The sequence below is a fragment of the Streptomyces dengpaensis genome (assembly GCF_002946835.1).
Classification (GTDB): Bacteria; Actinomycetota; Actinomycetes; order Streptomycetales; family Streptomycetaceae; genus Streptomyces; species Streptomyces dengpaensis.
The window spans coordinates 1,773,759-1,800,414 of record NZ_CP026652.1 but is presented as its reverse complement, the minus strand read 5'-3'; the positions used below and the strand labels follow the sequence as shown (position 1 = coordinate 1,800,414).

At 69.8% G+C, this 26,656-nt stretch carries 26 protein-coding genes and 2 pseudogenes; 13 read left to right on the top strand and 15 right to left on the bottom strand.

From position 1 onward, the window contains the following. The first annotated feature begins 1 nt into the window (after nt 1). From pucL to C4B68_RS08265, 3 genes and pseudogenes are all read left to right on the top strand, one after another. On the top strand, nt 2-961 hold the full coding sequence (gene pucL / locus C4B68_RS08275) for a factor-independent urate hydroxylase (RefSeq protein WP_099498739.1): 960 nt from the start codon (nt 2-4) through the stop codon (nt 959-961). A 104-nt stretch (nt 962-1,065) separates the two neighbouring features. Beyond that, a complete protein-coding gene (locus tag C4B68_RS08270; protein ID WP_099498738.1) occupies nt 1,066-2,466 on the top strand; it encodes an 8-oxoguanine deaminase in 1,401 nt (466 codons plus the stop codon). A gap of 375 nt (nt 2,467-2,841) precedes the next feature. Beyond that, nucleotides 2,842-2,988, top strand: a pseudogene (locus C4B68_RS08265) (solute carrier family 23 protein); the annotation flags it as partial. Nucleotides 2,989-3,025: 37 nt separating this feature from the next. On the opposite strand, the gene C4B68_RS08260 reads toward C4B68_RS08265, so the two are convergent. From C4B68_RS08260 to C4B68_RS08250, 3 genes are all read right to left on the bottom strand, one after another. Next, a complete protein-coding gene (locus C4B68_RS08260) occupies nt 3,026-3,448 on the bottom strand; it encodes an acyl-CoA thioesterase (RefSeq protein WP_099498737.1) in 423 nt (140 codons plus the stop codon). 165 nt (nt 3,449-3,613) lie between these two features. After that, nucleotides 3,614-4,243 (bottom strand): hypothetical protein, encoded by a 630-nt coding sequence (locus C4B68_RS08255; RefSeq protein ID WP_099498736.1) that lies wholly within the window; start codon nt 4,241-4,243, stop codon nt 3,614-3,616. Between the two features lie 56 nt (nt 4,244-4,299). After that, nucleotides 4,300-4,950, bottom strand: a complete 651-nt coding sequence (locus C4B68_RS08250) for a histidine phosphatase family protein (RefSeq protein WP_099498735.1) — start codon at nt 4,948-4,950, stop codon at nt 4,300-4,302. Nucleotides 4,951-5,239: 289 nt separating this feature from the next. Between C4B68_RS08250 and C4B68_RS08245 the strand changes: the two genes are divergently transcribed. The 3 genes from C4B68_RS08245 (at nt 5,240) to C4B68_RS08235 (ending at nt 7,047) form a co-directional block, all read left to right on the top strand. Then, nucleotides 5,240-5,641, top strand: coding sequence for a DUF6153 family protein (locus C4B68_RS08245; RefSeq protein ID WP_099499026.1), 402 nt, complete (start codon nt 5,240-5,242; stop codon nt 5,639-5,641). Nucleotides 5,642-5,761: 120 nt separating this feature from the next. Then, entirely contained in the window at nt 5,762-6,391 is a 630-nt protein-coding gene (locus C4B68_RS08240) for a DUF305 domain-containing protein (RefSeq protein WP_099498734.1), read from the top strand. 134 nt (nt 6,392-6,525) lie between these two features. Further along, a complete protein-coding gene (locus tag C4B68_RS08235) occupies nt 6,526-7,047 on the top strand; it encodes a DUF4396 domain-containing protein (RefSeq protein ID WP_167459047.1) in 522 nt (173 codons plus the stop codon). Between the two features lie 19 nt (nt 7,048-7,066). Here C4B68_RS08235 and C4B68_RS08230 read toward each other — a convergent pair whose 3' ends face one another. Beyond that, nucleotides 7,067-8,275: a pyridoxal phosphate-dependent aminotransferase gene (locus C4B68_RS08230; protein ID WP_099498732.1), complete on the bottom strand. Its 1,209-nt coding sequence runs from the start codon at nt 8,273-8,275 to the stop codon at nt 7,067-7,069. An 85-nt stretch (nt 8,276-8,360) separates the two neighbouring features. On the opposite strand from C4B68_RS08230, the gene C4B68_RS08225 reads away from it, so the two are divergent. After that, nucleotides 8,361-8,987, top strand: coding sequence for a winged helix-turn-helix transcriptional regulator (locus tag C4B68_RS08225; protein ID WP_099498731.1), 627 nt, complete (start codon nt 8,361-8,363; stop codon nt 8,985-8,987). A 310-nt stretch (nt 8,988-9,297) separates the two neighbouring features. Here the strand turns inward: C4B68_RS08225 and C4B68_RS08215 are convergent, their stop codons facing one another. From C4B68_RS08215 to C4B68_RS08205, 3 genes are read right to left on the bottom strand one after another with little or no spacing between them, the layout of a single operon-like run. After that, complete coding sequence (locus tag C4B68_RS08215) at nt 9,298-10,116, bottom strand: hypothetical protein (protein ID WP_099499025.1); 819 nt, start codon at nt 10,114-10,116, stop codon at nt 9,298-9,300. Continuing rightward, complete coding sequence (locus tag C4B68_RS08210) at nt 10,116-11,378, bottom strand: VWA domain-containing protein (protein WP_099498729.1); 1,263 nt, start codon at nt 11,376-11,378, stop codon at nt 10,116-10,118. The genes C4B68_RS08215 and C4B68_RS08210 overlap by 1 nt, the downstream gene beginning before the upstream one ends. A gap of 32 nt (nt 11,379-11,410) precedes the next feature. Next, the gene (locus C4B68_RS08205; protein WP_099498728.1) at nt 11,411-12,907 is read right to left on the bottom strand and encodes an IucA/IucC family protein; all 1,497 of its coding nucleotides are present in this window, start codon (nt 12,905-12,907) and stop codon (nt 11,411-11,413) included. A gap of 263 nt (nt 12,908-13,170) precedes the next feature. Here C4B68_RS08205 and C4B68_RS08200 point away from each other — a divergent pair, with 263 nt between their 5' ends. Then, the gene (locus C4B68_RS08200; protein ID WP_240634256.1) at nt 13,171-14,697 is read left to right on the top strand and encodes an IucA/IucC family protein; all 1,527 of its coding nucleotides are present in this window, start codon (nt 13,171-13,173) and stop codon (nt 14,695-14,697) included. A 171-nt stretch (nt 14,698-14,868) separates the two neighbouring features. Further along, nucleotides 14,869-15,060: pseudogene (locus C4B68_RS43080) on the top strand (NF041680 family putative transposase); the annotation flags it as partial. 110 nt (nt 15,061-15,170) lie between these two features. Here the strand turns inward: C4B68_RS43080 and C4B68_RS08190 are convergent. The 8 genes from C4B68_RS08190 to C4B68_RS08155 all read right to left on the bottom strand — a co-directional run bounded on the left by C4B68_RS08190 (nt 15,171) and on the right by C4B68_RS08155 (nt 23,351). Then, a complete protein-coding gene (locus tag C4B68_RS08190; RefSeq protein ID WP_099498726.1) occupies nt 15,171-15,785 on the bottom strand; it encodes an FMN reductase in 615 nt (204 codons plus the stop codon). Continuing rightward, on the bottom strand, nt 15,782-16,888 hold the full coding sequence (locus C4B68_RS08185) for a CE1758 family FMN-dependent luciferase-like monooxygenase (RefSeq protein ID WP_099498725.1): 1,107 nt from the start codon (nt 16,886-16,888) through the stop codon (nt 15,782-15,784). Before C4B68_RS08185 ends, C4B68_RS08190 begins: the two co-directional genes overlap by 4 nt. A 521-nt stretch (nt 16,889-17,409) precedes the next feature. After that, nucleotides 17,410-17,835: an SDR family NAD(P)-dependent oxidoreductase gene (locus tag C4B68_RS08180; protein WP_167459046.1), complete on the bottom strand. Its 426-nt coding sequence runs from the start codon at nt 17,833-17,835 to the stop codon at nt 17,410-17,412. Between the two features lie 134 nt (nt 17,836-17,969). Beyond that, nucleotides 17,970-18,872 (bottom strand): hypothetical protein, encoded by a 903-nt coding sequence (locus C4B68_RS08175; protein ID WP_240634255.1) that lies wholly within the window; start codon nt 18,870-18,872, stop codon nt 17,970-17,972. Beyond that, on the bottom strand, nt 18,869-20,968 hold the full coding sequence (locus C4B68_RS08170) for a PEP/pyruvate-binding domain-containing protein (RefSeq protein ID WP_099498723.1): 2,100 nt from the start codon (nt 20,966-20,968) through the stop codon (nt 18,869-18,871). The genes C4B68_RS08175 and C4B68_RS08170 overlap by 4 nt, the downstream gene beginning before the upstream one ends. A gap of 3 nt (nt 20,969-20,971) precedes the next feature. Continuing rightward, entirely contained in the window at nt 20,972-21,682 is a 711-nt protein-coding gene (locus C4B68_RS08165) for a DedA family protein (protein ID WP_099498722.1), read from the bottom strand. Then, nucleotides 21,682-22,302, bottom strand: coding sequence for a hypothetical protein (locus C4B68_RS08160; RefSeq protein WP_099498721.1), 621 nt, complete (start codon nt 22,300-22,302; stop codon nt 21,682-21,684). Before C4B68_RS08160 ends, C4B68_RS08165 begins: the two co-directional genes overlap by 1 nt. Nucleotides 22,303-22,883: 581 nt before the next feature. Further along, entirely contained in the window at nt 22,884-23,351 is a 468-nt protein-coding gene (locus tag C4B68_RS08155; protein ID WP_099499023.1) for a MarR family winged helix-turn-helix transcriptional regulator, read from the bottom strand. A gap of 350 nt (nt 23,352-23,701) precedes the next feature. Here C4B68_RS08155 and C4B68_RS08150 point away from each other — a divergent pair, with 350 nt between their 5' ends. From C4B68_RS08150 to C4B68_RS08130, 4 genes are all read left to right on the top strand, one after another. After that, on the top strand, nt 23,702-24,262 hold the full coding sequence (locus C4B68_RS08150; RefSeq protein ID WP_099498720.1) for an NADPH-dependent FMN reductase: 561 nt from the start codon (nt 23,702-23,704) through the stop codon (nt 24,260-24,262). A 326-nt stretch (nt 24,263-24,588) separates the two neighbouring features. Continuing rightward, nucleotides 24,589-25,065 carry a MarR family winged helix-turn-helix transcriptional regulator gene (locus C4B68_RS08145; protein ID WP_099498719.1) on the top strand — a complete coding sequence of 159 codons (477 nt, stop codon included), beginning with the start codon at nt 24,589-24,591 and terminating at the stop codon, nt 25,063-25,065. Nucleotides 25,066-25,438: 373 nt separating this feature from the next. Further along, nucleotides 25,439-26,353 (top strand): HipA family kinase, encoded by a 915-nt coding sequence (locus tag C4B68_RS08135; protein WP_099498717.1) that lies wholly within the window; start codon nt 25,439-25,441, stop codon nt 26,351-26,353. Further along, nucleotides 26,350-26,652, top strand: a complete 303-nt coding sequence (locus C4B68_RS08130) for an Rdx family protein (RefSeq protein ID WP_099498716.1) — start codon at nt 26,350-26,352, stop codon at nt 26,650-26,652. The genes C4B68_RS08135 and C4B68_RS08130 overlap by 4 nt, the downstream gene beginning before the upstream one ends. Nucleotides 26,653-26,656 lie beyond the last annotated feature (4 nt).

The following is a 26,656-nucleotide window of genomic DNA, read 5'->3' as shown; positions in this document are numbered from 1 at the left end:
CATGACAGCCTCTTCCCGCCCTGCCCGCCCTGCGATTCTCGGCCCGAACCAGTACGGGAAAGCAGAGAACCGCGTCGTAAAGATCACGCGGGACGGCGCCACCCACCACATCAAGGACCTCAACGTCTCCGTGTCGCTGTCCGGCGACATGGACGAGGTCCACTACTTCGGCTCGAACGCCAACGTCCTGCCCACCGACACCACCAAGAACACGGTGTACGCGTTCGCCAAGGAGTACGGCATCGAGTCCGCCGAGCAGTTCGGCATCCATCTCGCCCGGCACTTCGTGACCTCGCAGGAGCCGATCAAGACGGCGCGCATCCGCATCGAGGAGTACGCCTGGGAGCGCATCGAGACCTCGGACGCCGGCTCCGGGTCCACCGGCGGCGCGGACGAGGCCCGGCACTCCTTCGTCCGCAAGGGCCAGGAGACCCGCCTCACCCAGATCACCTATGACGGTGAGACGTGGGAGGTCATCTCAGGGCTGAAGGACCTCGTCGTGATGAACTCGACGAACTCCGAGTTCTGGGGCTACGTCAAGGACAAGTACACGACGCTCCCCGAGGCGTACGACCGCATCCTGGCCACCGAGGTCTCCGGCCGCTGGCGCTTCAACTGGACTGGTGACGAGCAGAAGATGCCCGACTGGGAGAAGTCCTACGACCAGGTCAGGAAGCACATGCTCCAGGCCTTCGCGGAGACGTACTCGCTGTCGCTCCAGCAGACCCTGTACCAGATGGGTTCGCGGATCATCGAGAACCGCGGCGAGATCGACGAGGTCCGCTTCTCGCTCCCGAACAAGCACCACTTCCTGGTGGACCTGAAGCCGTTCGGGCTCGAGAACGATACCGCCGATGGGGCTGTCTACTTCGCGGCCGACCGCCCGTACGGCCTCATCGAGGCCACGATCCTGCGGGACGGCGCCGAGCCGCGGATCCCGGTCGACATGACCAACCTCTGACACCCTGCCGTGCCCCACCGCACCCGAGAGATCGCCCCCCGCGAGAGCGCTCTTGAGACACCGCTCCTGAGACACCGCTCCTGAGAGACAAAGGACGCACCGCCATGGCAGCACCGGCAGCAGCACCGGCAGCAGCCCCGCGCATCGTCATCGAGAACTGCGCGATCGCGACCGTGGACGCCACCGACACCGAGTACGCGTCCGGCCACATCGTCGTCGCCGGCAACAAGATCGAGTCGGTGGGCACCGGAAAGGCTCCCGAGAACCTGGAGAACGTGGTCCGCCGCGTCGACGGCACAGGTCACCTGGCCACGCCCGGCCTGGTGAACACCCATCACCACTTCTACCAGTGGATCACCCGCGGCCTGGCCACGGACCACAACCTCTTCAACTGGCTCGTCGCCCTCTACCCGACCTGGGCGCACATCGACGAGAAGATGGTGTACGCCGCCGCGCAGGGCTCCCTCGCCATGATGGCCCGCGGCGGCGTCACCACCGCCATGGACCACCACTACGTCTTCCCGAAGGGCTCCGGCGACCTGTCCGGCGCCATCATCCGGGCCGCCCGCGAGACGGGCGTCCGCTTCACCCTCGCCCGCGGCTCCATGGACCGCAGCGAGAAGGACGGCGGTCTGCCGCCGGACTTCGCCGTCGAGACCATCGAAGGCGCCCTCGCCGCCACCGAGGAGACCGTCGGAAAGCACCACGACGCCTCCTTCGACGCGATGACCCAGGTCGCGGTCGCCCCCTGCTCGCCGTTCTCTGTCTCCACCGAGCTGATGAAGCAGGGCGCCGAACTGGCCCGCCGCCTCGGCGTACGCCTGCACACCCACGGCAGCGAGACCGTCGAGGAGGAGAAGTTCTGCCACGAACTCTTCGGCATGGGCCCGACCGACTACTTCGCATCCACCGGCTGGCTCGGCGAGGACGTGTGGATGGCGCACTGCGTCCACATGAACGACTCCGACATCGCCGCCTTCGCCCGTACGAAGACGGGTGTGGCCCACTGCCCCTCCTCCAACGCCCGCCTGGCGGCAGGCATCGCGCGCGTCCCCGACATGCTGGCGGCCGGCGTCCCCGTCGGCCTCGGCGTCGACGGCACCGCGTCGAACGAGTCGGGCGAGCTGCACACCGAACTGCGCAACGCACTCCTCATCAACCGCCTCGGCGCCCACCGCGAGGCCGCCCTGAACGCCCGCCAGGCGCTGCGCCTCGGCACGTACGGCGGCGCCCAAGTCCTGGGCCGCGCCGCGGAGATCGGCTCCCTGGAGGCGGGCAAGCTCGCCGACCTCGTCCTGTGGAAGCTGGACACCCTGGCGCACGCCTCGATCGCCGACCCGGTGACCGCGCTGGTCTTCGGAGCGGCGGCCCCGGTCACGCTCTCCCTCGTGGGCGGCAATCCTGTCGTCGAGGACACCCGCCTGCTGCACGTCGACGAGGACGCCGTCGCCCGCTCCACGCGGGAAGAGGCGCAGCGCCTCGCGGAGATCGCCGCGCGGGGCTGACGCCGACCGGCGCAGGCAAATGCCCTGCGTCGTACGGCACTTGCAGCAGCAGTTGTACGGCACGTGGAGCCGTACGCGCTTGATCTCCGGCCGAGGGGGACGGCCCTCGGCCGGTAGCTGTGGACCCGAGCGGGGGTCCATGGCGGCCGTGTCCGGGGCGTGCATGATCGTGCGCGCCCCGGAAGGGTCACCGTTCCCGAACGGTTTCCGTCCCGGTCCCGCACGACCGCGCATCACCTCCCTGAACCCCGCGTCAACGCCGACGTGTAACCGACCGGAGGAGCCGCCGTGGCCGCCCAGCCCGAGCCCAGCATCGATGCAGCACCAACTGGTCCGCACAAGCATTCAGTTGACGAGAAACTCCCCGCCCTGAATATGGCGACCAGCGGCCTCCAGCATGTGGCCGCCATGTACGCCGGAGTGGTCGCCCCACCCCTGATCGTCGGCGCGGCCGTGGGCCTCTCCGCCACTGAACTGACCTTCCTCACCGGCGCCTGCCTGTTCACCGCGGGCCTCGCCACCTTGCCCGAGCCTGCGGATCAGAAATCGAGCCTGCGGATCAGAGATCGAACATCTGCGGGTCGGCGACCAGCGCCTTGAAGGCCTCCCGAGGGTCGGCGACCAGCTTGCGCTCCTTGAGGTCCAGCAGTCCGCCTACGGACGAGATCTCGGCGGACACCGTGCCGTCCGTCTTCCGGATCGTCTGCTCGACGCGGAAGCTCTTGCCTTCGCCCCAGGCGAAGGCGCACGTCACCTCGACCTCGTCCCCCGCGCGCAGCTCCCGCAGGTAGCGGATCTTCGTCTCCAGGACGACCGGTCCCACGCCCCTGCCTGTCAGCTCCGTCTGGCTGATCCCGGCCGCATGCAGCAGCGACCAGCGGGCGTGCTCCGCGTACTGCAGATACACGCTTTGGTTGAGGTGTCCCTGCACATCGGTCTCGTACCCGCGGACGGTCACTGCGACGGAAAACGGCTCTGCCACGACTTTCCCTTCTACGGCGGTCGGTACTTCTACGGCGGTTCTACGGCGGTCGGTACTTCTACGGCGGTTCTACGGCGGTCGGACTCCCCGCGACGCGCAACTTCTACGACGCTCAGGACGACGGTACATATTCAACTCCGTTGTACAGCAAGCCGTTTCAGTGCTTCACGCGCGTCTGGGAGAAGCCAGCACATACCGCACCCCCGTGCGCGGCTCCGTGTGCTCGCCGACCTGCCAGCCCGCCTTCTCCAGCGTGGCCGCGCAGGCGCGCAGCGCCCCGGGATCCGGCTCGCGTACGGCGACGGCCTCCGGCTGCGGAGTCGCCCGCACCCGGTAGCCACCGCCCTCCGCCCCCGCCGGCCGGTGCCCGGCAGCCTCCAGCGCGAGCGCGGCGGCCTGCACCAGATGCGTACGTTCCCACCCGCACGGTCGGTCGGCGTCACCGTCCGGATTGGTCATCCGGCGCAGCTCCAGGAGCCCCTGCCAGGCGCTGTGCACTTCACGTATGCGCGCAGGCCCGGCGTCGGCGCTCTCCTCGCCGCCGACCCGCGCGGCGAACACACCCGTCTCGGCGCCCGCCGGAGCCTCCACGGCGGCGACCGGCTCAGGCGGCGCCTCACGTATGCGATGCCCGGCGGGCGTCAGAAAGTGGTCGTGCGGCGGGCGGGGATGCCGGAAGGCGAGCCCCCGCTTCACCAGCGCGGCGAGCTGGGCCTCCGTGCCCTTCAGGCGCCCGGTCACGGGATCGGCGGCCTCGATGACGCGCCGCTGAGCGGCGGTCGGCGGTCGTGTCACGGCGCGCTCCCTCCGCCGTCGGTCGTGTCGCGGCGAGGCGGCGCCCCCTCCGCGCGTCAGTGCTGCTCGGGCCCCTCTCCCGCCGAGGAGAGCGACCCATGGGAACAGTACGCGTCGGGTCTGACATTCCAGCCGGCCACCACATGCCGGCAGTGCTCCGTGCTCAGCCGGCTCATCGTCCCGGTGCCGAGCTGGAACAGGGCGCCGGCCTGGGCGGGCAGGCCCAGACGCCGCGCGGTCAGCACCCGCAGGAAGTGCCCGTGCGACACGACCACCACACTGCCCTCCGCCTCGGCGAGCGCCGCGTCGATCTTGGCCAGCATCCGGTCCGCGCGCGCCCCGACCTCGTCCGGGCTCTCCCCGGGGTGCTCGGGCGGACCGGGCGCGACCCCGTCCGTGAACAGGAACCAGTCGGGCCTGCTCCGCTGGATCTCGACGGTCGTGATCCCCTCGTACCCGCCGTAGTCCCACTCGGACAGGTCCGCGTCGACCCGTGCCCCGTCGACCCCGGCCAGCCGCGCCGTCTCCTGGGACCGCCGCATCGGGCTGACGAACGCCGCCCCGATGTGGTGCCGCGCGATCAGCGGAGCCAGCTTGCGCGCCTGCTCCCGGCCCTTCTCGGTCAGCGGGATGTCGGTCGATCCGGTGTGCCGCCCGGACAACGACCACTCGGTCTCACCGTGCCGTACGAGCAGAAGATCACCCATACCTCACAGGCTAGGCGCCCGGCGCTCAGGCCGCGCGACTCAGCGATGGGCGGCGTACGAGACGAAGGCGGTCCACGCACTCCTCACCGCGGAACTCATCGCGAACGCCGCGCTGCGCGCCCGGGAGAGAGGCCGGGACTTCCGACTCGGCCCGTGTGGTGCGAACTCTGTCGGGAACAAGGACAGATCAGACCCAACTGTCATCGCGCCTGCCACGTTGCGCGCCATGCCGCGGACTCGTCGGCCCCGATGACGGGGCCACTTGGTCGCGACCCCTACGATGGGCGCCATGGCCAGCAGCGTCCCACCGCACAACCGCCCGGCAGGGCGGCTGTTGGGGCTGCTGGTTCTGGCGGTGCTGACCGGTGTGCTGGGCATGCACGCTCTGGCCCCCGGCGGGGGCCTGGCCATGCCCGCCGAAGCCGGGCACGAGATGGTGATGGCCCAACCGGACGGTGTGCCGCACGTCGGCGGGGGATGCTCGCACACGGATGGCGGCGCGGATCATCCTGCTCATGCGGACGGGACGTGCGCGGCGTCCGGGACCGGTTCCGCGTACACCCCGCCCGCGCTGACCGGCGCCCTGCAGGCCGAGCCCGGCACCTCTTCGCTCATGGTGAGAGCGGTGGCGTCGGCGCAGAGCGGCCGGGCTCCGCCTGACCTTTCCGAGCTGCAACTTCTGCGGATCTAGAGCGGCCCGCACGGCACCTTTCAGGCCGGATTTTCCCGGTGGCGGTGCCGCGCTTTCGCCTGCTCTCGATCCACTGAATCCGCACGCCTCGACCGGCGTGCGTGAAGGAGTTGCACTCCCATGAACAGCAAGCGTTCCGTGTTTCGTCGCCATGCCGCCGTGGCCGCCGCCGGTGCCGCGGCTCTCGTCTTGGCCGCCTGCGGAGGCGGCGGCGACAGTTCGGCCGGACATGACGGCCACACGACGGCATCCCCCTCGTCCACGGCGGCTTCGGCTTCGCAGGGGCGGCACAACGCTGCCGATGTCGCCTTCGCCAAGGGGATGATCCCCCACCACCGCCAGGCCGTTCGGATGGCCGACCTCGCACACGGCAGGGCTCGGTCGGCACAGACGACGAAGCTCGCCGAGGACATCAAGAAGGCACAGGGCCCGGAGATCGAGACACTGTCGGGCTGGCTGACCTCCTGGGGCGAGGAGGTACCCGCCGAAGGTGCCATGGACCACTCGATGCACGACACGGGCGGCATGATGACCACCGCGGAGATGGACGAACTCCAGAAGGCTTCGGGCAAGGCGTTCGACACCGCCTTCATGGAGATGATGATCAAGCATCACGAGGGCGCCGTGTCCATGGCCAAGACGGAACAGGCCGACGGCTCGTACGCCCCCGCCAAGAAGATGGCCGGACAGATCATCAGCTCCCAGACCGCCGAGATCGACAAGATGAACGAGCTGCTCGGCAGGAACTGACCAGGCCGCACGGAGGGGCGGGTGCCGACGGCGCCCGCCCTTCACAAGGCGCGAGGAATACCCCTGGGGGGTATATGGTTCTCCGTGTAAGGGCTGGGAAACAGCCACACTGGATGGGGATGGGGATGACGGTCATGGACCACAGCACGCACCACAGCGGCGCCGCACACGACCAAGCCGCCCACCGCGCCCACGCCGGGCACCAGCACGCTCACGTATCCGGAGCGTCCTGGTCCACGGCGGCGAAGGCGACGCTGCACTGCCTGACCGGATGCGCCATCGGCGAGATCCTCGGCATGGTCATCGGCACCGCCCTCCTGTGGGGCAACGTGGAGACCATGATCCTGGCCATCGCGCTCGCGTTCGTGTTCGGCTACGCGTTCACGCTGGTCGCGGTCCGCCGGGCAGGCCTGGACTTCAAGGCCGCCATCAAGGTGGCACTGGCCGCCGACACCGTCTCGATCGCCGTGATGGAACTGGTCGACAACCTCATCATCGCCCTGGTGCCGGGCGCCATGGACGCCCATCTGTCGGACGGGCAGTTCTGGTCCGCCATCCTGGGCGGGTTCGCCGTCGCGTTCCTGGTCACCACGCCGGTGAACAAGTGGATGATCGGCCGCGGCAAGGGCCACGCCGTCGTCCACGCCTACCACTGACCCTCAGGCTGTCACCGGGCTACTGCCGGTACCCGCTTAGGAACCGCCCGATCCGGCTGATCGCCGCGTCCAGGTCGTCCGCGTGCGGGAGGGTGAGGATGCGGAAGTGATCGGGGTGGGGCCAGTTGAAGCCAGTGCCCTGGACGACCTGGATCTTTTCGCGCAGGAGGAGGTCGAGGACGAACTTCTCGTCGTCGTGGATCTTGTGGACCTTGGGGTCGATGCGCGGGAACGCGTACAGCGCGCCCTTGGGCTTCACGCAGGACACGCCCGGGATCTCGTTCAGTTTCTCCCAGACCACGTTGCGCTGCTCGTGCAGCCGGCCGCCCGGGGCCGTCAGTTCGCGGATGGACTGGCGGCCGCCGAGCGCGGCCTGAATGGCGTACTGGGCGGGGGCGTTGGCGCACAGGCGCATGGAGGCCAGCATCGTCAGGCCCTCCAGGTAGTTGCGGGCGTGCTGCTTCGGGCCCGTCACCACCAGCCAGCCCGAGCGGAAGCCCGCCACACGGTACGTCTTCGACAGGCCGCAGAAGGTGAGGACCACCAAGTCCGGGGCGAGCGCGGCGGCCGAGTGGTGCACGGCGTCGTCGTACAGGATCTGGTCGTAGATCTCGTCCGCGAAGACCATCAGGCCGTGGCGGCGGGCGAGGTCGAGGATGCCCTCGACGATCTCCTTCGGATAGACCGCGCCGGTCGGGTTGTTGGGGTTGATGATGACGACCGCGCGCGTGCGGTCGGTGATCTTTGCCGCCATGTCCTCCAAGTCCGGGTACCAGGAGGACTGTTCGTCGCAGAGGTAGTGCACCGCCTTGCCGCCCGCGAGGGTGGTCACGGCCGTCCAGAGCGGGAAGTCCGGGGCGGGGATGAGGACTTCGTCGCCGTCCTCGACGAGGGCCTGCACCGCCATGGAGACGAGTTCGGAGACTCCGTTGCCGAGGAAGACGTCGTCCACGCCGACCTCCAGGCCCCGGTCCTGGTAGCGCTGGGCGACGGCGCGGCGGGCGGAGAGGATGCCGCGCGAGTCCGTGTAGCCGTGCGCCTGGGGCAGCATCCGGATCATGTCCTGGAGGATCTCCTCCGGTGCCTCGAAGCCGAAGAGCGCGGGGTTGCCGGTGTTGAGGCGCAGCACTGTGTGGCCCGCCTCCTCAAGGGCGTTGGCGTGCTCGATCACCGGGCCGCGGATCTCGTAACAGACCTCGCTGAGCTTGCTCGACTGCCGGAACTCCATGCGCTGCGCCCTCCGGTTCGTGGTGTTGCTTGGTTTTACCAAGTAGCCGCTTGGAAAGTCCAACAAGATAGCTAGACTGCGTCGCATGTCACCGCGCCGAAGCTACGACCAGTACTGTTCCGCCGCCCGGGCCCTCGACGCCGTCGGTGACCGGTGGACCCTCCTGATCGTCCGTGAGCTGCTCGGCGGACCGCGCCGCTACACCGATCTGCACGCCGACCTGCCGGGCGTCAGCACGGACGTTCTCGCGTCCCGGCTCAAGGACATGGAGCGCGACGGGCTGACCACCCGGCGGCGCCTGCCGCCGCCGACTGCGGCGTACGTCTACGAACTCACCGTCCGGGGACGGGAGTTGCTCCCCGTGCTGCAGGCCCTCGGGGAGTGGGGTGCGGCCGCGCTGGGGGAGCGGCGGCCCACCGACGCCGTACGGGCGCACTGGTTCGCGCTGCCGTTGCTGCGCGGTCTTGAGGGGGAGGGGCTCGTCGAAGTCCGGCTGGACGAAGGGGAGTTCCACGTGTGGCTCGGAGCGGGGGAAGGGCCCGTGTACGGGGACGGGGCTGCCCCGGAGGAGCCGGACGCGCGGCTGTCGCTGGACACGGGGACGTGTGAGGCCGTGAGCCGGGGGGCTCTCACCCTGCTGGACGCGGTGCGGGCGGGGCGTGTTGGGGTGGCGGGCGAGGGGGCTTTGGCCAAGGGGTTGCGGGAGGTGTGAAGCCGCGAGATTGCGCCGTGGGCCCCCCGGGTGCGGGTGGGTGGGGGCTTCGGGGGGTGTTCTGTTCGCCCCCTCCGCCCTACCCGTCCCGTATCCGGGGGCTGCCGCCCCCAGACCCCCGCTTCGGCCTGGACGGCCTCGTCCTCAAACGCCGGACGGGCTGAACACTTTCCGGGGCCGGGGTGGGGGGAGGGGCGCGGCGGGGTGGGTGGGAATGCGGCGGGGTGGGGTGCGGCTCGTTGCCTCGTCCTCGAATGCCGGAGGGGCTGAAGACTCATAGCCCCTCCGGCGTTTGAGGAGTCGGCGCGGGTCAGGCGCCCGGCGATACCCGGGACGCGCGGCCCGAACCTCGCGTCAGCGCGTATCCGCCGATGCCCGCGAGCGCCGCGAGGACGCCGCCGATCGCGGTCCACACCCAGCGGTCGGACCACCAGCCGGAGGCCCAGCCGTCGTCGGGGTCGATCGAGGACAGCGTGGCCGTCGTCGCGTCGGAGCCCGCGTCGGAGTCCGACGTCTCGGCGGTCGTCGCGATCCCCGGGACCAGCGGCTTCGCGAGCGAGCCGTCGACCGCCGCGGCGCCGCCGATGTCCTTGGAGTCCACCTGGACCTCCGCGTTCACCGGCAGACCCAGCTCCGACGCCCCGAGGCCCGTGGCGGTGAGCCGGATGTAGTACGTGCCCGGCAGCGGGTCGTTGGCCCAGGGCTCCGACCAGCCACGCACGGTGCGCAGGGTGCAGGACAGATCCACGGAGGCCGCGTCCTGCGCCGCCGTCCGCGTCTGCGTGCCGTACTGGCACGCCTGGCGGCGCCGCAGCCCGTCGTACACGTCGACCTGCCAGGTCTCGGCGCCGCCCCGCGTCGAGGCCTCGGGCAGCTTCACCGTCGCCTTCACGGTGGGCCGCTGCCCGGCGTCCGCGGGGAACGACCAGTACAGGTAGTCACCCGTGGACCCGCTGGCGGTGGCCTGCTGCCCCTGCTCGATCTCCGTGGCCGTACGGAACGACGTGCCGGCCTCGGTGGGCGCGCCGTCGTCGCCCGACGGGCTCGCCGAGGGGGAGTCAGCCGCCGCGGGGGCCGCGGCCAGGCCGAGCGCCAGCAGGGCGGCGCTCAACACACGTGTGATGCTCATCAGTTGGTCCTCCAGACCGCGACCCGCCAGCGCGAGATCCAGCCCCACAGCACACCCGCGAGGAAGCCGGTGAGTATGAGGGCGCCGAGCAGCCACCAGCCGCGCCCGAGGCCGAACGAGGCCACGTCGTCCGCCTGGCCGGGCCCGTCGACGACGTCGACCGTCAGCTCCAGGGGCAGACCGGGCGTGGTCTTCACTCCGCTCGCCGCGGAGAAGGAGTGCGACACCTCCAGACACACGACCTCGGCGGCGGCGTCCTCGTCGTCGCTCTCGGGCTTCGGGTAGCGCAGCCCGGTCGAGATCACGTCGGTGCGGCCGTTGCCCGCCGCCTCACCGCGGACGATCTCGCGCCCGCGCACGGTGACGGCGCGCAGCAGCACCCCGTAGTCACGGTTGACCGCGCGGTCCGCCGCGACGCTCACCGAGGTGCGCAGCTCCTGGCCCGGCGCGACGTCGACGCGGTACCAGCGGTGCTGCCCGAACTCGTCGCGGTCGGTGAAGAGCCCGGACTTGACCGTGGGTGCCTTCGCGCACGCGTCGGCGCCCTCCACGGCCTGCGGCACGACCACCGGATCGGCGGCCCGGTCCACCAACTGGTTGACCCGGTCGGTGAGTTCGTCCTTGTGCTCCACCGAGGAGTACGTTCCGCCGGTCGCTTCCGCGATGCAGCTCAGCTGCTGGCGCATCTTGACGTTCGGCACGAGACCGAGGGTGTCGATGGTGAGGCCGATCCCCTTGGCCGCGATCTCCCGCGCCACCTCGCACGGGTCGAGCGGGGCGCAGGTGTCCTCGCCGTCGCTGATCAGCACGATGCGCTTGGTGCCCTCGCCGCCGTCGAGGTCGTCGGCCGCCTTGAGCAGCGCGGGACCGATCGGCGTCCAGCCGGTGGGCGTGAGGGTCGCGACGGCGGTCTTCGCCTCGGTGCGGTCCAGCGTCCCCACCGGATACAGCTGCGCCGTGTCCTTGCAGCCCGTCTTGCGGTCGTCGCCGGGGTAGTTGGCGCCGAGGGTGCGGATGCCGAGCTGCACCTCCTCAGGCGTCGCGTCGAGCACCTCGTTGAACGCCTGCTTCGCCGCGGACATCCGTGATTCGCCGTCGATGTCCCGGGCTCGCATCGAACCGCTGACGTCCAGTACGAGTTCGACCTTGGGAGCGGTCGCCGTCGTTTCGTCGGCGACCGCTCCGGCCGGGAAGGCGATCCCGGCCGTCAGGGCGGCGAGCAGGGTGCAAACTCCTGCCGCCAGCCGTTGTCTTGTGATCATCGACGGATCCTATTGATCAAAGGTGCCGCGCTTCAAACGAGGGGGTTGGGGAGCGAGGTCCAGATGTCACCGGGAGTTTCCGGAGACAGCCGCATCAGGGTCAACGCCTTCGTGGGGAGCGGCTCTTCGAGGAGCGCGGCGAGGTCCGATGTGCGCGGAAGATCCCCTACGGCCGTCTCCAGAGCCTTGCGCAGCGCGGCGGACGAGCCCGCCGTCGCCCCCAGTGCGCCGCCGACGAGGGATCCGAAAAGCTTGCGGCGCAGGGCGGGCTCGTCGTCCGTGACGATACGACCGGACAGACCCGGGGCCGCGATGCCGTGGCGGGCCAGCCGGGCCGGGCTGATGCGGATGTCGGCCAGATCGCGGTAGATGAGCCGGACCGGCGCGCCCACGTGGTCGAGGACCACGAGCAGGTTCTGGCCGTGCGCCTCCAGAGCCACGCCCAGGTCGAGCAGCCGCAGCCCGGCCGTGAGCACGAGCCGGGCGAACTCCGCCAGCCAGGCGGGATGTTCGGGCAGGACGGTCAGGGGAAGGGCGGCCACCGGGACGACCCCCTCGCCCGGCCCCGCGTACCAGTCCGGGGACTCCCGCAGCACCGCCGCCAGATCCGGCCCGCCGGCGGAGACCGCGCCGAGGGTCCGGGTGATGTGCAGCGGCACGTCGAGGCGATCGGTCACGGCATCCATGAGCGCCGAGACGGTCTCGGCCGTCTGGACCGAGTACACCGAGATGTCCCGCACGGAGGAGGTGAGCCGGGCGCTCAGCGCGGTCTTGACGTGCGGGCCGCCGTCCGGCGGGGCCAGGGTGCGCAGGGACATCAACGGATGGGCGGTGAACCCCTCCTGGACCGGACGGTCGAGCACATGCGCCGACTGCCAGGGGTGCACCGGAATCAGCACGCGCTCCCCGTCCCGCAGCCACTTCGGCCACTCGCCCGTGACGAGACAGTCGTCCACGGCCACCAGCCCCAGTTCCACCACAGGCCGGTGCTCGGGGGCGTACGCCAGCTGCTCGGCCACGGAGAACCCCGGCCGCGACCGGCAGTTGGGGTGATACGGATGCCCGTCCACGACCTCCTGCTCCCACACCCAGCTCGCCGTGGTCCCGGCGGTGGCCGCGGCCGGCTGACCGGCACGGGACAGCGCCAAGGAGGCCACGCTGTTCCCGAGTTCGGCAGCGAAGGCGGGACCGTGCGGGACCGCGAGGGCGTCGACGAGTCGGGCCGGATGCTCGTACGGCGTGTCGTCGAGCCGCACCTCGGTGACGTACGCGGTGGTGGCGTACGGGTCCGCGTGGGGGCCGTGCAGTCGGCGGCCGTCGGTCAGGCGGAGCGTGAGACCGTCGCGCCCCGGCTCGCGGCGCGCGATCCACGGCAGCGGCTCATACGCCAGTGCCCGCCACAGACGGGTCAGCACGGCCGACCGTGCGCCCGGCAGCGCCTTGGCGTACGACGCCGACAGGCCGGGGCGTACGACGCTCAGCTCCTCGGCGAGCGCGCCCTCGGCCTCGGGCGGGGAAGGACGGTGCACGGGCGGGCTCCTTGGGTACGCGGACTGCGTCACGGCCGCCCGCGACGGCAGAGACGCCGATCAACGGCACAGACAATGATCAACGGCACAGACAATGATCAAGCGCGGAGACGCTGATCAACGGCGGAGACGCTGATCAAGGGCACGGATACTGATGATCCGCGACGGCGGACATCCCGCGCCTGCGCGACGCCCACGCGCTGCTCATCCGCGACAACAGACATACTGGTCACCACCGCACCGTAGGGAACGAATGGATCGCCGTGACTCTATGCCCCCCCAAGTTTCCCCCGCTCGCCAGGGGCACCATCGAAGAGACCGCTGACGCGTACGCCGCCGCGCCGCTGCTCAATTGTCTCCTGCGGGAGGTGGGAGAGCCCGCCGAGAGTCCCGGCGTGTACCGTCTCCGGGCCAGTGGCCGGCTGCTGCGGGTGCGGGGCGCGCGGCGACCCACGGCACCCGAGGTGCGCGCCGACGGCGCCTGGCACCGGCTCACCCACCCCGAGCTGGTCAAACTCACCGCCGAGGAACTGCGGTGGCACACCGGACTGGCCAACTCCGAGCTGCTCACCGAGATGATCGACAGCCGGGACGCGGTGGCCGCCCTGCTCAGCGCGCGCATCCGCACGACACCGCCCGACGACCCGTATCTGCGCTCCGAACAGTCCCTGATCACCGGGCACCCCCACCACCCCGCGCCCAAGGCCCGCGGCGGCGGCCCGGCCACCGACTGGCTGCCGTACGCGCCCGAGGCGTACGCCCGCTTCCCGCTGGAACTGCTCGGTGTACGCGAGGACGCGGTCGTCGAGGAGGGCGACACGACGGCACTCGACCCCCTCGGCCAGCCCCCGCCCGGCTACCGACTGCTCCCGGCCCACCCCTGGCAGCTCGCCCTCGTCGGCGCCCGCCCGGAGATCCAGGACGCCTTCGCGGACGGCCGGCTGGTACGACTGGGGCGCACCGCACGGCCTCTGTGGCCGACGGCCGCCCTCCGTACGCTGTACGCCCCCGAGGACGACCTCTTCGTGAAGTTCAGCCTTGACGTGCGCATCACCAACGACATTCGCCGGCTGTGGCGCCACGACCTGCGGAAGATGCGCCGCACCGACCAGGCGACCGCCACCGCCTTCGCGGCCGCGCCAGGGTCCGCCGCCTGGCTGAGCGACCGCGGCTACCGCACCGCGGGCTTCGCCTTCGAGGAGCTGGCCGTTCTCGCCCGCGACGGGCTGCGCGGCCACCTCGTCCCCGGCGCGACCCCGCTCCTCGCGGCCGCCCTCGTCGAGGGCTTCGACGGCAGCCCCCTCGACCGGCTCACCGACCCCTCCGCCTGGTGGGCGGCGTATCTGCGCCAGGTCGTCCCACCGGTGCTGGACGCCTTCCACCGGCACGGAGTCGTCCTCGAGGCACATGTGCAGAACACGCTGGTGGCCGTCGACGCCGACGGCATGCCCGTCCAGGCCCTGTTCCGGGACGCGGAAGGCGTGAAGCTGCTGCCCGGCGTGACACGCGCGGCCGGCTGGGAACGGCTCGTGTACTGCCTGATCGTCAACCACCTCACCGAACTCGCCGCGCTCCTCGCCGAACGCCACCCGGGCACGGACCTGTGGCCTGCCGTACGACGGGAGTTGATCCGCTACGACACCGAACACGGCCTCCCGGAGATCGCGGACCTGCTCTCCTCGCCCACCGTTCCCGGCAAGACAAACCTGCTGCTGCGGTGGACGGGCGCCGACGGCGCGGACGCGCGGTATGTACCGCTGCCCAACCCGCTTCGCGGCACGCGGAGTTGATTGTCTCCACACCGCGACGGGGAGGTCCTTGCGGTTCACCTCGTCTGCCCGCCAAGCCATGAAAGGTGTCAGGGCCTGGCGGGCAGAACGAGGCAGAAGGGGTCCGGCGTATGTCACGGGGTGTGCTCCACCGGCCGGGGTGGCGTAGGCGCCGTCGGCGCCCATGGTGCACGCCGACCCTGGGAACGCCGCCCAGGGCCCCGCCGCCTCACCCCGGCCCGCGTCCGCCGCGGGTTTCGCAACCTCCGCGCCACGACCGCGAGTCCGGCGGCCGTACCGAAACCCACACGACCAGGCCCTGGACGGCCTCTCGGCTCGAAGAACCAACACCGGGCCAAGCGCCACGACGTCGGCAAGACGGTGGCCTTCGAATCGTTCTTCACGTCGTCTTCGGTGTGCTGCTGCGCCGAGTCGCGAGGGGGCCGCCTGTGTTGCGCGGGCGATGCGGCGAAGCCAGGGGACCTCCGATTTCTTCAGTCGCCGTGCAGCAAACGCTCGAACGGCACGGGGGCGGCGTAGGGATCATTGATGGTGGGCGTCTCACGCCGGCTCACTTCACCAGCGAGTTCCCCAGCTGCCTGCTCGATACGCCGGACGAGTGGTTCCTGGCTGGTGTCGCCGCTGCCCCAGTCCTCCGGCCCGGCGAACACCGCAGTGGGCATGATCACGGCGTGCAGGTAGGCGAACATCGGTCTCAGGGCGTGTTCGAGTACGAGTGAGTGCCGGCCGGTGCCACCGGTGGCGGCGATCAGTACTGGCTTGTTGACCAGTGCGGTGTCTTCGAGGCAGTCGAAGAACATCTTGAACAGCCCGTTGTACGAGGCGGTGAAGGTCGGTGTCACCGCGATCAGACCGTCCGCCTGGGCGACAGTGTCGAATACATGCCTGAGTTCCGGTGTCGGGTAACCCGCCGTCAGGTTGTTGACCAGGTCGTGGGCGTGGTCTCGTACCTCGATGACGCTGACGTCGACTTGGGTGCCGCGGATCTCCAGCTCTTTGCGGGCGGCATCGGCCAGTCGGTCGGCCAGCATCCGGGTGGAGGACGGCAGCCGCAGTCCGGCCGAGACAACCGTGAGTGTGCGCTTCATGGTCGGTCCGTCTCCGATCGCGTGACCTGCGCCTGCTCCGCCGCGATCAGGGAGGTGTGGGTGGGCGCGTCCGGAACGTGTGCGGGGCGGCTCTGGGCGAATTCCTTGCGCAGGACCGGCACGATCTCGCCCAGCAACTCGATCTGTTCGAGCACCCTCTTGTGCGGGACGCCGATGCCGTCCACGTTGAAGAGTTGGCGCTGGTAGTCGCCACCAGCGTTTTCTCGGTAGGTGAGCACGCGCTCGATCACTTCTTGAGGGCTGCCGACCACCACCGCGGTCTGTGTCATGGTGTCCTCCAGGGACGGACCGTTGCCGTACGCGGAGGAGCCCTCGAAGTAGGGCCGGAACTCACGTATGGCGTCCTGGGAGTTCCTGTGCATGAACACATGCGCGGCGAGGCCGACGATGGCCTGGTCGGCCGCGCCGTGCCCGTAGTGCTCGAAGCGGCGCCGGTAGACGTCGATCAGCTGCCGGACGTGTTCCTTGGGCCAGAAGATGTTGTTGTGGAAGAAGCCGTCGCCGTAGTACGCGGCCTGTTCTGCGATCTCCGGGCTGCGGATGGAGGCGTGCCAGACGAAGGGTGCCACGCCGTCCAGCGGGCGGGGAGTGGAGGTGAAGCTCTGCAGCGGGGTCCGGAACCGGCCTTCCCAGTCGACGACGTCCTCGCGCCACAGTCGGCGCAGCAGGGCGTAGTTCTCCACTGCCAGTGCGATGCCGTTGCGGATGTCCTGGCCGAACCAGGGGTAGACGGGGCCGGTGTTGCCCCGACCCATCATCAGGTCGAGCCGGCCGTCGGCGAGGTGCTGGAGCATCGCGTAGTCCTCGGCGATCTTCACCGGATCGTTGGTGGTGATCAGGGTGGTCGACGTGGACAGCAGGATCCGTTCCGTCCGCGCCGCGATGTACCCGAGCAGCGTGGTCGGAGAGGACGCGATGAAGGGCTGGTTGTGATGCTCGCCGATCGCGAAGACGTCCAGGCCGACATCCTCGGCGAGCTGCGCGTAGTCCACGAGTGCCTTGATCCGGTCGTGTTCCGTGGGTGTCCGGCCGGACACCGGGTCGCGGGCCACGTCCCCGACTCCGAAGATTCCGAATTGCATGTGTAGCTCCTGCGTGTGTGTTGAATGTCGGCCTTTGGGTGAGCGCTGTCTTCGCCGCTACACCAGGAGAAAGTCAGAGAACGTGTCGCGATGCCTTGTGGTGCCAGGACGGCGCGTATCAGCCAACGCGCCGTCCTCGCGCAGAGGAGTCGCCGTCGGTTCGTTGCCGTGGCTGCCGGAGTCTTCCGTTGGCTGGAGCAGGGGAGTTCGAGTGGTTCTGCGATGACGGCCGTGTGCCACGGACGCGTCGCTGCCGGGCATGCATCGTCCTTCATCAGCGCGCCCGCCCCGATGCCGGCCGGTGCCTGAACCGGCGAAGTTGCTCTCGAGCCAGGAGAGGTGAGACTGGATTTCGGTGATGGGGTGCGTCATGTGGATCTTCTCCTAGCGCAGATTCTTCACTGCTGTTGAACTGGAGGTCTGGGGGTTGCACGCTGCTGTGCGATGTGTGTGTGCCGCGTGGAGTCACGTCGATGGCGCAAGGGGCGCCTGGTTCGGCGGCCGGGTGCACCGCCGTGGCCTCAGGTGAAGTTGGCGCCGCCGTCGACCAGTAGGGACCGGATTCCATACATGTAACCGGTGAGGGTGACGTCGGTGGTGTGCCGCCACACCTCGAGGGGCTCCGAGACGACGTCGCTGTCGCGGCCGATGGTCTGCGGTGAGAGGTCGGCGGCCACGTTGAACAGGCCGTGCACGCCGCCGAATCGCTCGACGGTGAAGTCGATGAGCTCCGTGTAAGAGTCCTCGTCGCTGATGTCGACGCCGTGCGCCACCGCTGTTCCGTCGAAGGCAGTGATCTCGTCGGCTACTGCCTGGGCGGCGGCCGGGTTGAGGTCGGCTGCGACGACGAGCATGCCCTCTTCGGCCAGGCGGACGGCTGTCGCGCCGCCGATATTGCCCGGTGCCGCACCGGCGACGATGGCGATCTTCTTCTTGAGGCCGTGCATGTCCTTCTCCTCTATGTCTCTCCGGCCCACGCGCCGGGTCCGACCAGCAATTGCTACGCGAAGCAAGTATATGGATTGCATGCTTTGCCGGACAAGTAAATGGGTGCTGTGCCCTGCGTCACGCTGAGGAAGCGTCAGTCCAGTACAACTGCGGTCGTACGGTGGGTGTTGGCGTCCTCGAGGCAACCCCGCAGACGCATGAGGTCGTGTGAGGGCAGGGCGGGGCTGACGACGCCGGCGAAGAGGTCCTCGTCCATGCGCTGGAGGCCGGCCTTGTCGTTCCTCGCGGCAGTGGAGCGGCGGCAGGTTTCCCACAGGTCATTCGCCGCGAGCCGCACGACTTCGGAGCTCTGTTCCCCGTAGGTCGCGACCGTGAAGACCACGGTCGTACTGGATGCGTCGGGCGTGCGCTCGGGGCGTGTCTGGGTCGCGTCCGCGAGTGCGGACCACAGAAGCAGGGCGAGGGGCAGACTCGCCAGGACCGCGGTCACGGTGAGTGCTCTGCGTCCTGGGCGCGAAGGAGCCACGGCCGGTTGGTCCTCCAGCGGGACCACGTCGTCGACCGGCGGGGCGGTGAGTGCCGTCAGGCGCCCGGCCAGGCGCCGTTCCGCGCCGGCTCTGACGGTCGCGCCGGCGACTTTCTGGATGACCATCGCGAGTCCGGAGAGGACCGCGCCCGCGACCATGAGAACCGGTACGAACACGAAGGTGCGTTGGACGCCGCTCGCCTCACCGGGGTCGGCCGATGGGAGCCACGCGAAGCGGTTCCCTGTGGGTGTCCTGGTCTGCCTGGTCTGCTCCAGTCGGCCGCGCACCTCCTTCGTGCGGGCCTCGGCCTCGTTCAGCCGGTGGTCCAACCGGGAGAAACGCGCGAGCAGCAGGACGGTGGCGAGGAGAATCTCGACGATCACCAGCAGGACTGCGGAGATCAGGGCCCGCTGCCATTCCCACCTGGTCAGGTAGAGCACCGTGTAAAAGCCGGCGTAGGCGGCGGAGAGTCCTCCGAAGGCGTAGCCAGTCAGTCTGATGGTTTTCACGCAGCCGACTCCTGTCGTGCCGGGACGGTAAGGGACGCGGTCTCGGGGACGTCGCGCTCGGTCACCGCGCCTGTCCCGCCGTCGACGGTCAGGTGCGTGCCGATGGGAAAGCGCGTCGTCGCTCCAGATATGCCGACCGCGGTGGGAATGCGGTATTCGCGAGCGAGGAGAGCGAGGTGGGACAGGGGGCTGCCGGTCTCGGCGACCAGGCCGGCCAGGCCCGGCAGCAGCGGTGCCAGGGCGGGATCCAGGAAGCGGACCACCAGCACCGGGCGGTCGGGGCGCTCACCGCGACCGTCCCAGGCCGTGCCGGTGCCGAAGCCGCCGCCCGACCCCTGCCCCGCAGTTCGGGATCCGGGTCTGGGCTCGGCCACGGGAACGCCGTCCGCCAGGCGGAACTCGTCGGGGAGTGCACCGGTGTCCTGACGCGGCACTCGCTGGGCGAAGTCCGCCGGAAGCCCTTCGCCCCGCGCCGCCCGCACGAGCTCTGCCCAGCGCAACAACACCAGGCGGGACAGGCCGAGTTCACAGGTGCCCACTCCGAGTCGGCGTCCCAGCTCCCGCAGCATCTGCGCCTGCATCTCCTGAACCCAGCGGATGCGCAGCCTGAGCCCCTCACGCACCGGCAGCGCGCCCACTCCGCGCGGCAGCGCGGTCCGTCCGGCCGGCGCGGGCAGGGGTGCGCGGTCGGCCAGCGTGGGCGGCAGCAGAGCCAGCACAGCGGGGTGGCGTTCCATGAGTTCCTGGTCACTCAGTCCTTGGGACCGGCCCTCGGTGAGTTCGGCGAGCGCCTCACCCGCAGCCGTGGTGCCGGGGCCGGCGCCGAGCAGCGCCCCGGCCAGCGACTCCTGGGCGTGCAGGGCGACCAGTACCTGCCGACCCCAGGCGACGGAGTCCAGCAACTGTCCGCCGAGCATCTCGGAGGGTGACGGGAAGCCGGCCAGCGCCCGGTCCACGTCCGCCATCAGGTCGATCGCCAGCAGCGGCAGAGCGCCGCGCAGCCGACCCACTCGCCAGGCCGCCGAGGCGCGTCGTGCGCCCGGCACGGGGTTGAGACGGTCGAGGAAGGGATGACGGGGAGGTGTGACCCCGAGCAGCCGCAGATCAGCCACCGCACGCCCCTGCACCGTGACTACCGCCGGCACCTTGCGCAGCCGTCTCCGGGATGCCGCGCCGGAGATGTCGAGCGCGGCGGTCAGGCCGTGGGACATCGGCACCACCCACAGATCCTCCTCGAGCGGCTGGATGACGGCGGGGAAGGTTTCGGCCACCGGCCCGGGACCCAGCAGCCGGGCGCCACGCCGCGGCCGCGCGGCCATGGCGGTGATGGGACGCGACTGGAACAGCCACAGCTGACCCTCGGGGTCGAAACCGAACTCCATGTCCTGCGGACTGCCGAAGACCCGCTCGGTCTTCTTGGCCAGTGCCACCAGACGGTCGGTCCGGCGGCGCGGGAGCAGCCGGGCCACGCGGCGTTCGGCCGGTTCGGCCCGCACGAGCCGACCGCGCCTTGTCAGCTGGTAGCGGACCCCTTGCGTACTGCCGTCGACCAGTTGGTCCGGGCCACCGCGCACCGCGCTGACCAGAATGCGGTCGGTACGGCCCTCGACCGGGTCGGCGCCGAACATCACGCCTCCCACGGCCGACGTGAGCATGGGCTGGACCAGCACGGCCATCCCGTCCCCCGGCACGGCTCCGGCCGGCGGGCGCAAGGGCTGTACCCGCCGCGCGGAATCGAGCACGGTCCGCACCGCGGCGGCGAACTCCTCCCAGCCCCATACATCCAGCACTGATGCGAAGCGCCCCGCCATCGACGAATCCTCGGCGTCCTCGTACACGGACGAGGAGCGCACCACCACCGCACGATCAGAACCCTGTGCGCCGGCCAGGGTGCGCCAGGCGGAGCGCACTGCCTCCGGTCCGCTGGGGGCGTCGGGCACCCGCTGCGTCGGCACCAGTACGAAGCCGGGCAGCACGGGCAGCCCTGCCCCGGAGGCGCGGGCCAAGTGGGCGGCCTTTGCGCCGGTGACGGACGGGTCCGCGGCTTCGGGGGCGTCCAGCGGCACGACCGCCAGAGCCAGATCCTCGAATGACATGACTCATTTCTCCTGTGGATGCGTGAAAGTGTGTGCCGGAGGCTGATACGTGCTCCGCGAGGCGGCCGGGCCGTACATGACCACGGTGGACTGGGCCGGCGCGCCGGCGCTGTTGCGGTGGTGCGCACGGATCCGAGCGACGAGGTAGGCCGCCACGCTTACGGTGGCGAGCGCTGCGATGCCGATCGGACCGGCCGAGTGCAGGAACTCGACGGCGGCCGCCCCGGCGAAGTAGCCGAGCAGCACATTGCCGATGCCCCAGACCAGCGCCGCGGCGGTGCTGTAAAGGACGAAGCGGCGGTACGGCATGCCCGACGCGCCGGCGGCGTAGGGCAGGAAGGTCCGTACGAAACCGATGAACCGGCCGGTGAAAACCGCCGCGCCACCGTGACGCACCAGAAAGGCCTGTGTCCGTCTCTGGTGATGCCGGTGCCGGTTCAGGCGTACTCGCCGTCTGCCGGGGCGACGCGCGCACCGGCGGCCCAGTGCATAACCGAGGTTGTCACCGGTCACCCCGCCGGCCACGACGGCGACGCCCAGGATCAGGGCGTTGAGGTCGCCTTGGCCCGCGATGGCGGACGCGAGAAGGACGACCATCTCCCCGGGAACCAGCAGGCCGATGAAGGCACTGGTCTCGCAGGCCGTCGCCGCGAACACGACCAGGTAGGACCACCATCCCGCTGCCTCGATGAATCCATCGATGTGCTGGGTCATCAGCTTGCCTCGCGTAGCGGCTCGGACAGGGGGGCACCCCATTGGCCCGTCGCGTCGGGGCGAGGCCGGAATGGCACCGTGCGACCGTCCGGCTCCCAGGCGTCCACAGGCCCACGACTGCTGGTTTCCGGCCGCTGCACGAGCCCCGCGACGCACCAGGCGACAAGGGGGACGCCTGCGGCCCACACGGCGCTGAGCATGCGGTGATCGGACGTCAGCACAGCAATCGTGACCGCGGACAGGGCGACCACCAAGACGACTATTCGGGCCCGGACGGCCGAAAGGCCTGCGGCGACCGCGAGCCCTGCCAGCACGTACCAGCCTGCGAGAGCTCCGGGCAGCGCCAGGTAGTCACGGACGAGGGAGCCCTCGGGCACCGGCAGACCCGGCAGGGAGACGGCGCCGGCGAAGATCAGGCCGGCGGCGCTCGCCAGCAGCAACGCGATGGCTGCACGTGCGTAGACCGCAGAACGACGATGAGCCAGCCAGAGCAGGGTCAGGGCCATCAGGAGCCAGGCGGCCACGGTGTGCATCTGTACCGGTACGGGTGCCGAGTCCAGGCGCAAGAGGTCGACATAGGACCGGTCGACGGGGGAGACGCCGAGGACTGCTGCGTACATGAGAGCGAGCGCCGCCGCACCCGTCCCTACGTGTCGCAAGGTCCGCTTCACAGCCGCTGACCGCATGGGTGGGCGGTGGGCGCCGACGGTGGGCCTCAACGTTCCCGTCCCAGCTCAAGAGCAGTGATGTGACTGCTGGTTCCGCTGGACATGCCGTTGAACGGACGCAACGGCAGCCGCGTGCGAGCGGAGAGGGGAGCGGTTCTTGGCGGTCGCTGTGCAGGACCGGGTGAGCGACGCGGCGCGAAGGCGGGGCCTGTCGCTGTCGGGGCGTGAGTTCCCATGGTTGGTTCACCTCGCTTTTCGTTTGACGGATGAACCATAGAACATTTATTTGCCGCGTCAAGCAAGTTCTGACTGTGATCGTTCGCACTGCGATCAGGCCGGCGGCGCCCAGTGCCTCCTGGTCATGGGGACCTCGCCGTGGGCACTGAGTCCCGGCCGTAGTGGCTGTCGGCTGGGGCGCTCGCGTCGGCATCCGGGCGGGACGCTGGACACGAGGGTGGCCGCGGCGGGCATGCCACCCTCGTGTGGGCAACCGTGTGCTCAGCAGGGGATCCGTGGCGAGGCGTGCGGAGCGCTCAGGCCCCGACGTCCCGCAGGGCGGCGGCCAGCTTCCTGAGATCCAGCCCGACAAGATGGTCGAGGAAGTGGCGACGGACGGCGGCCAGGTTGACCGGATACACCTCTTGCAGCCGGGCCATGCCGGCATCGGTGAGGGCGGCGAGCCAACTACGACCGTCCTGGGAGCACTGCGTCCGCTGAATGAACCCCTGGCTCTCCAGTCGGTGCACGATACGTGTCGTGCCGCTGAGCGACATCTCGCAGGCGTCGGCGAGTTGGCCCATGCGCAGCTGACGGTCCGGCGCCTCGGAAAGGGTCATCAGAGTCACGTACTCAGTGAGGGAAAGGCGCTGCTCCCGGAGCATGTCTGCGTCGATGGCGCGCGGCAGGGCGTGGATGAGCTGCGGAAGGGATCGGACGACGGCCTCTTCGTCCGCAGTGAGCGGTCGCACCGTGTCGACGGATCGGGTCGGCTTCGCAGTCATGGAAGACATCACCTCGTTGTTGCGGTCCAGGAAGTGTGGGTCGGTAGGGCGAGCAGGCTCTGCGCTTCTGTGAAGGGATTCGGTCTGGCCTCGCTTCGTCTCGGTCCTGAGTGTGTTGAGCGGACCGGTCGGGCGGCGACGGCTTCTCCCGGACGCCACCCCGCCCCGGCGATGGCATCGGTCGACCTGATCCGGGCCAACTGATCGTCGTCGTAGCGCGCCAATCCCTGATCGGCGTGAGCCGCCCCAAGGAGTTTGCTTGACTAGGCAACGACTGCGATCTAGATTGCTTGTCGAAACAAGCATATCCCGGAAGCGCTCCGGGAGTGCCTCTACGAAGGGCCTTTGACGTGACCAAGATTGGAATCATCCTCGGCAGCACCCGTCCCGGACGTAACGGCGAGGCCGTGGCCCACTGGGTGCAGGACATCGCCGCGCAGCGCACCGATGCGGAGTTCGAGCTGGTCGATCTGCTGGACTACAAGCTTCCGCACCTCGACGAGATGCTCCCGCCGTCGCTGGGCCAGTACGCTCAGCCGCACACTCAGGAATGGGCGAGCAAGATCGACTCGTTCGACGGCTTCATCATGGTGACGCCCGAGTACAACCACTCGACGTCCGGAGTTCTGAAGAACGCGATCGACTTCCTTTACGCGGAGTGGAACAACAAGGCGGTCGGCTTCGTCAGCTACGGCTCCCTGGGCGGCGCCCGCGCGGTGGAGCACCTGCGCCTGGTCGCGGGTGAACTCCAGATGGCCGACGTGCGCTCTCAGGTCGCGCTGTCGCTGTTCAACGACTTCGAGAACTTCAGCGAGTTCAAGCCCGGCGACTTCCAGGTCGAGGCGCTGAACACCACGCTGGACCAGGTGCTGGCCTGGAGCAAGGCCCTCGCCCCGCTGCGCGCCGCGTAACGGACCAACAGTCCTCGTTGCCCGAGCGCTGTCCTGCGGTGGAGATGGCGGCCACGGGCGATAGGGGCACGACCGGTGGACTCCCGGGCGGCAACGGCGCCACCGCGGATTCCACCGGTTGGCATACGTATCGGTCTGGCGTACATGTTCCGGTGCCGCCGGCCCGTAGGTAGCACCCCCCGACGCCGGGCTCGCCGTGCCGGAAGCGAACCCAGTGCGGTACATCACTCTCCCCCGACGTCCTGGGGCGTTCGCTCGAGCGCCTGCCGCTCACCGGTGCAGGGGCTCCTTGGGCAGTCCCTTCGCCGAGCAAGTAATATGCAGTCATGTCACCTGTTGCACGGCTGGCAGCCCCCGCTGAGCCGGGGCTGCAACCCCTCGCCCCGGACGAAGAGGCCGTCGTACGGTCACTGAGTCGCGTCGTCTACTCCCTGCCGCGCGCCATTGACGCCGACATGGTCCGGGAGCAGCGTCTTTCCCTCACTGAGTACCTGACTCTGATGAACCTTTCCGAGGCTTCGGACCGCCAGTTGCGCATGGGTGATCTTGCCAACGCCTGCGATATGTCGCTCAGCGGCATGACGCGGCTGGCGAGCCGGTTGGAGAGCCGAGGACTCATCCAGCGGGTCAGGTCGGAAGAGGACGCCCGCGGCTGGAACGCAATCCTCACCGATGCCGGCTTCGCCCGGCTGGAAGAGGCCTATCCGACCCACCTGGCTTCCGTTCGCCGCCACTTCCTCGACCATTTCTCGGGCCTGGACCTCAAGGAGCTTGCGGCGGCTCTGCGCAACGTCGCCACGTGATCGTGGCGGGCAGTCCCACCTGGCCTGTCATGCTCGCTCACGGAGACGGAGGGCGCCGTGCCGTCGTCCACCAGGTACAACGGCACGTCCTTGACCAGACGACTTGGTTCGCCAGGTGCTGCGCCACCTATGCCTCGGTGGCTCGGGCACTCCTCACCAGCGGTCACCCTCGGTCAGTATGCTCACTTCATGCCGGAGGTCGGAAGCAAGGGGCGGACGGCCATCGATGGAATGCTGGGGAGACAGGGAGATCTGCATGCCAGTCGAAACTCCCCAGATTCTCCCCAGGGCTGATGATGGGCGATTCCCGCTGTTGCGTGCCTCCGATGCCGAGCGCGGATTTCAAGGCTGAAGAGGCGGGTGGCCTGGGAAAATGCTAAGAGAGGTCTTCGCAACCCGCTACATCGATCCCTTGCGGTCTGGCGGCTCCGTCCCCGGAGTCGTCGAGGCCGACGACCTGGGGACGTACGTCGTGAAGTTCCGGGGCTCCGCGCAGGGCCGCAAGGCGCTGGTCGCCGAGGTCATCGTCGGTGAGCTGGCGCGCGCCCTCGGGTTGCGGTTCCCCGAGCTGGTCCTCGTGCACTTCGACCCGGCGGTCGCCGCGCACGAACCGCACCAGGAGGTACGGGACCTGCACAGCGCCAGCGCGGGCATCAACCTCGGCATGGACTACCTCTCGGGCGCGAAGGACTTCACGCCGGAGGTCGCCCAGGGCTTCCACGTCGACCCGCTGGAAGCCGGCAAGATCATCTGGCTCGACGCCCTCACCGTGAACGTCGACCGCACGGTCCACAGCTCGAATCTGATGGTCTGGCCCACACTCGGCGTCGCACCCCCGCGCCTCTGGCTGATCGACCACGGCGCGGCCCTCGTGTTCCACCACCGCTGGGACGCCTCCTCCCCCGAGAAGGCGTACGACTTCCGCCACCACGCGCTCGGCGGACACGCCCCCGACACCCGCGCCGCTGACGCCGAGCTGGCACCCCGTGTGACGGCGGAGCTGCTGCGGGAGATCACCGCCGAGGTGCCGGACGCCTGGCTGGCGGACGAACCGGGATTCGCGACGCCCGACGAGGTCCGGGCGGCGTACGTCGACCACCTCTTGGCGCGCGCGAAGGCGTCGGCGGCCTGGCTGCCCACGGACTTCCCCAGCCGGGAGGAGCTCGCCGCCGAGGAGGCCCTGCGCGCGGCGAAGACACAGGCAGGCCGGCCGAAGTGGCTCAAGCGGGTCCCCGACCTGCACGGCAAACCGGACGCGGAACAGGATTGGTCGGTGCACCTCGGATGACCCCGGAAAACCCCCAGCCGCCCTCGGACAACACCCAGCGCGTCCAGATCGAGTACTGCACCCAGTGCCGGTGGCTGCCGCGTGCCGCCTGGCTGGCGCAGGAGCTGCTGACGACGTTCGAGGCGGAGCTGACCGAGCTGTCGTTGAAGCCCGGCACCGGGGGCGTTTTCGTCGTCCGCGTGAACGACGAGGTGGTCTGGGACCGCCGCGAGCAGGGCTTTCCCGAGCCCACGGCGGTCAAGCGGCTCGTACGCGACCGAGTGGCCCCGGGGAAGTCCCTGGGCCACTCGGAGAAGTGATCTT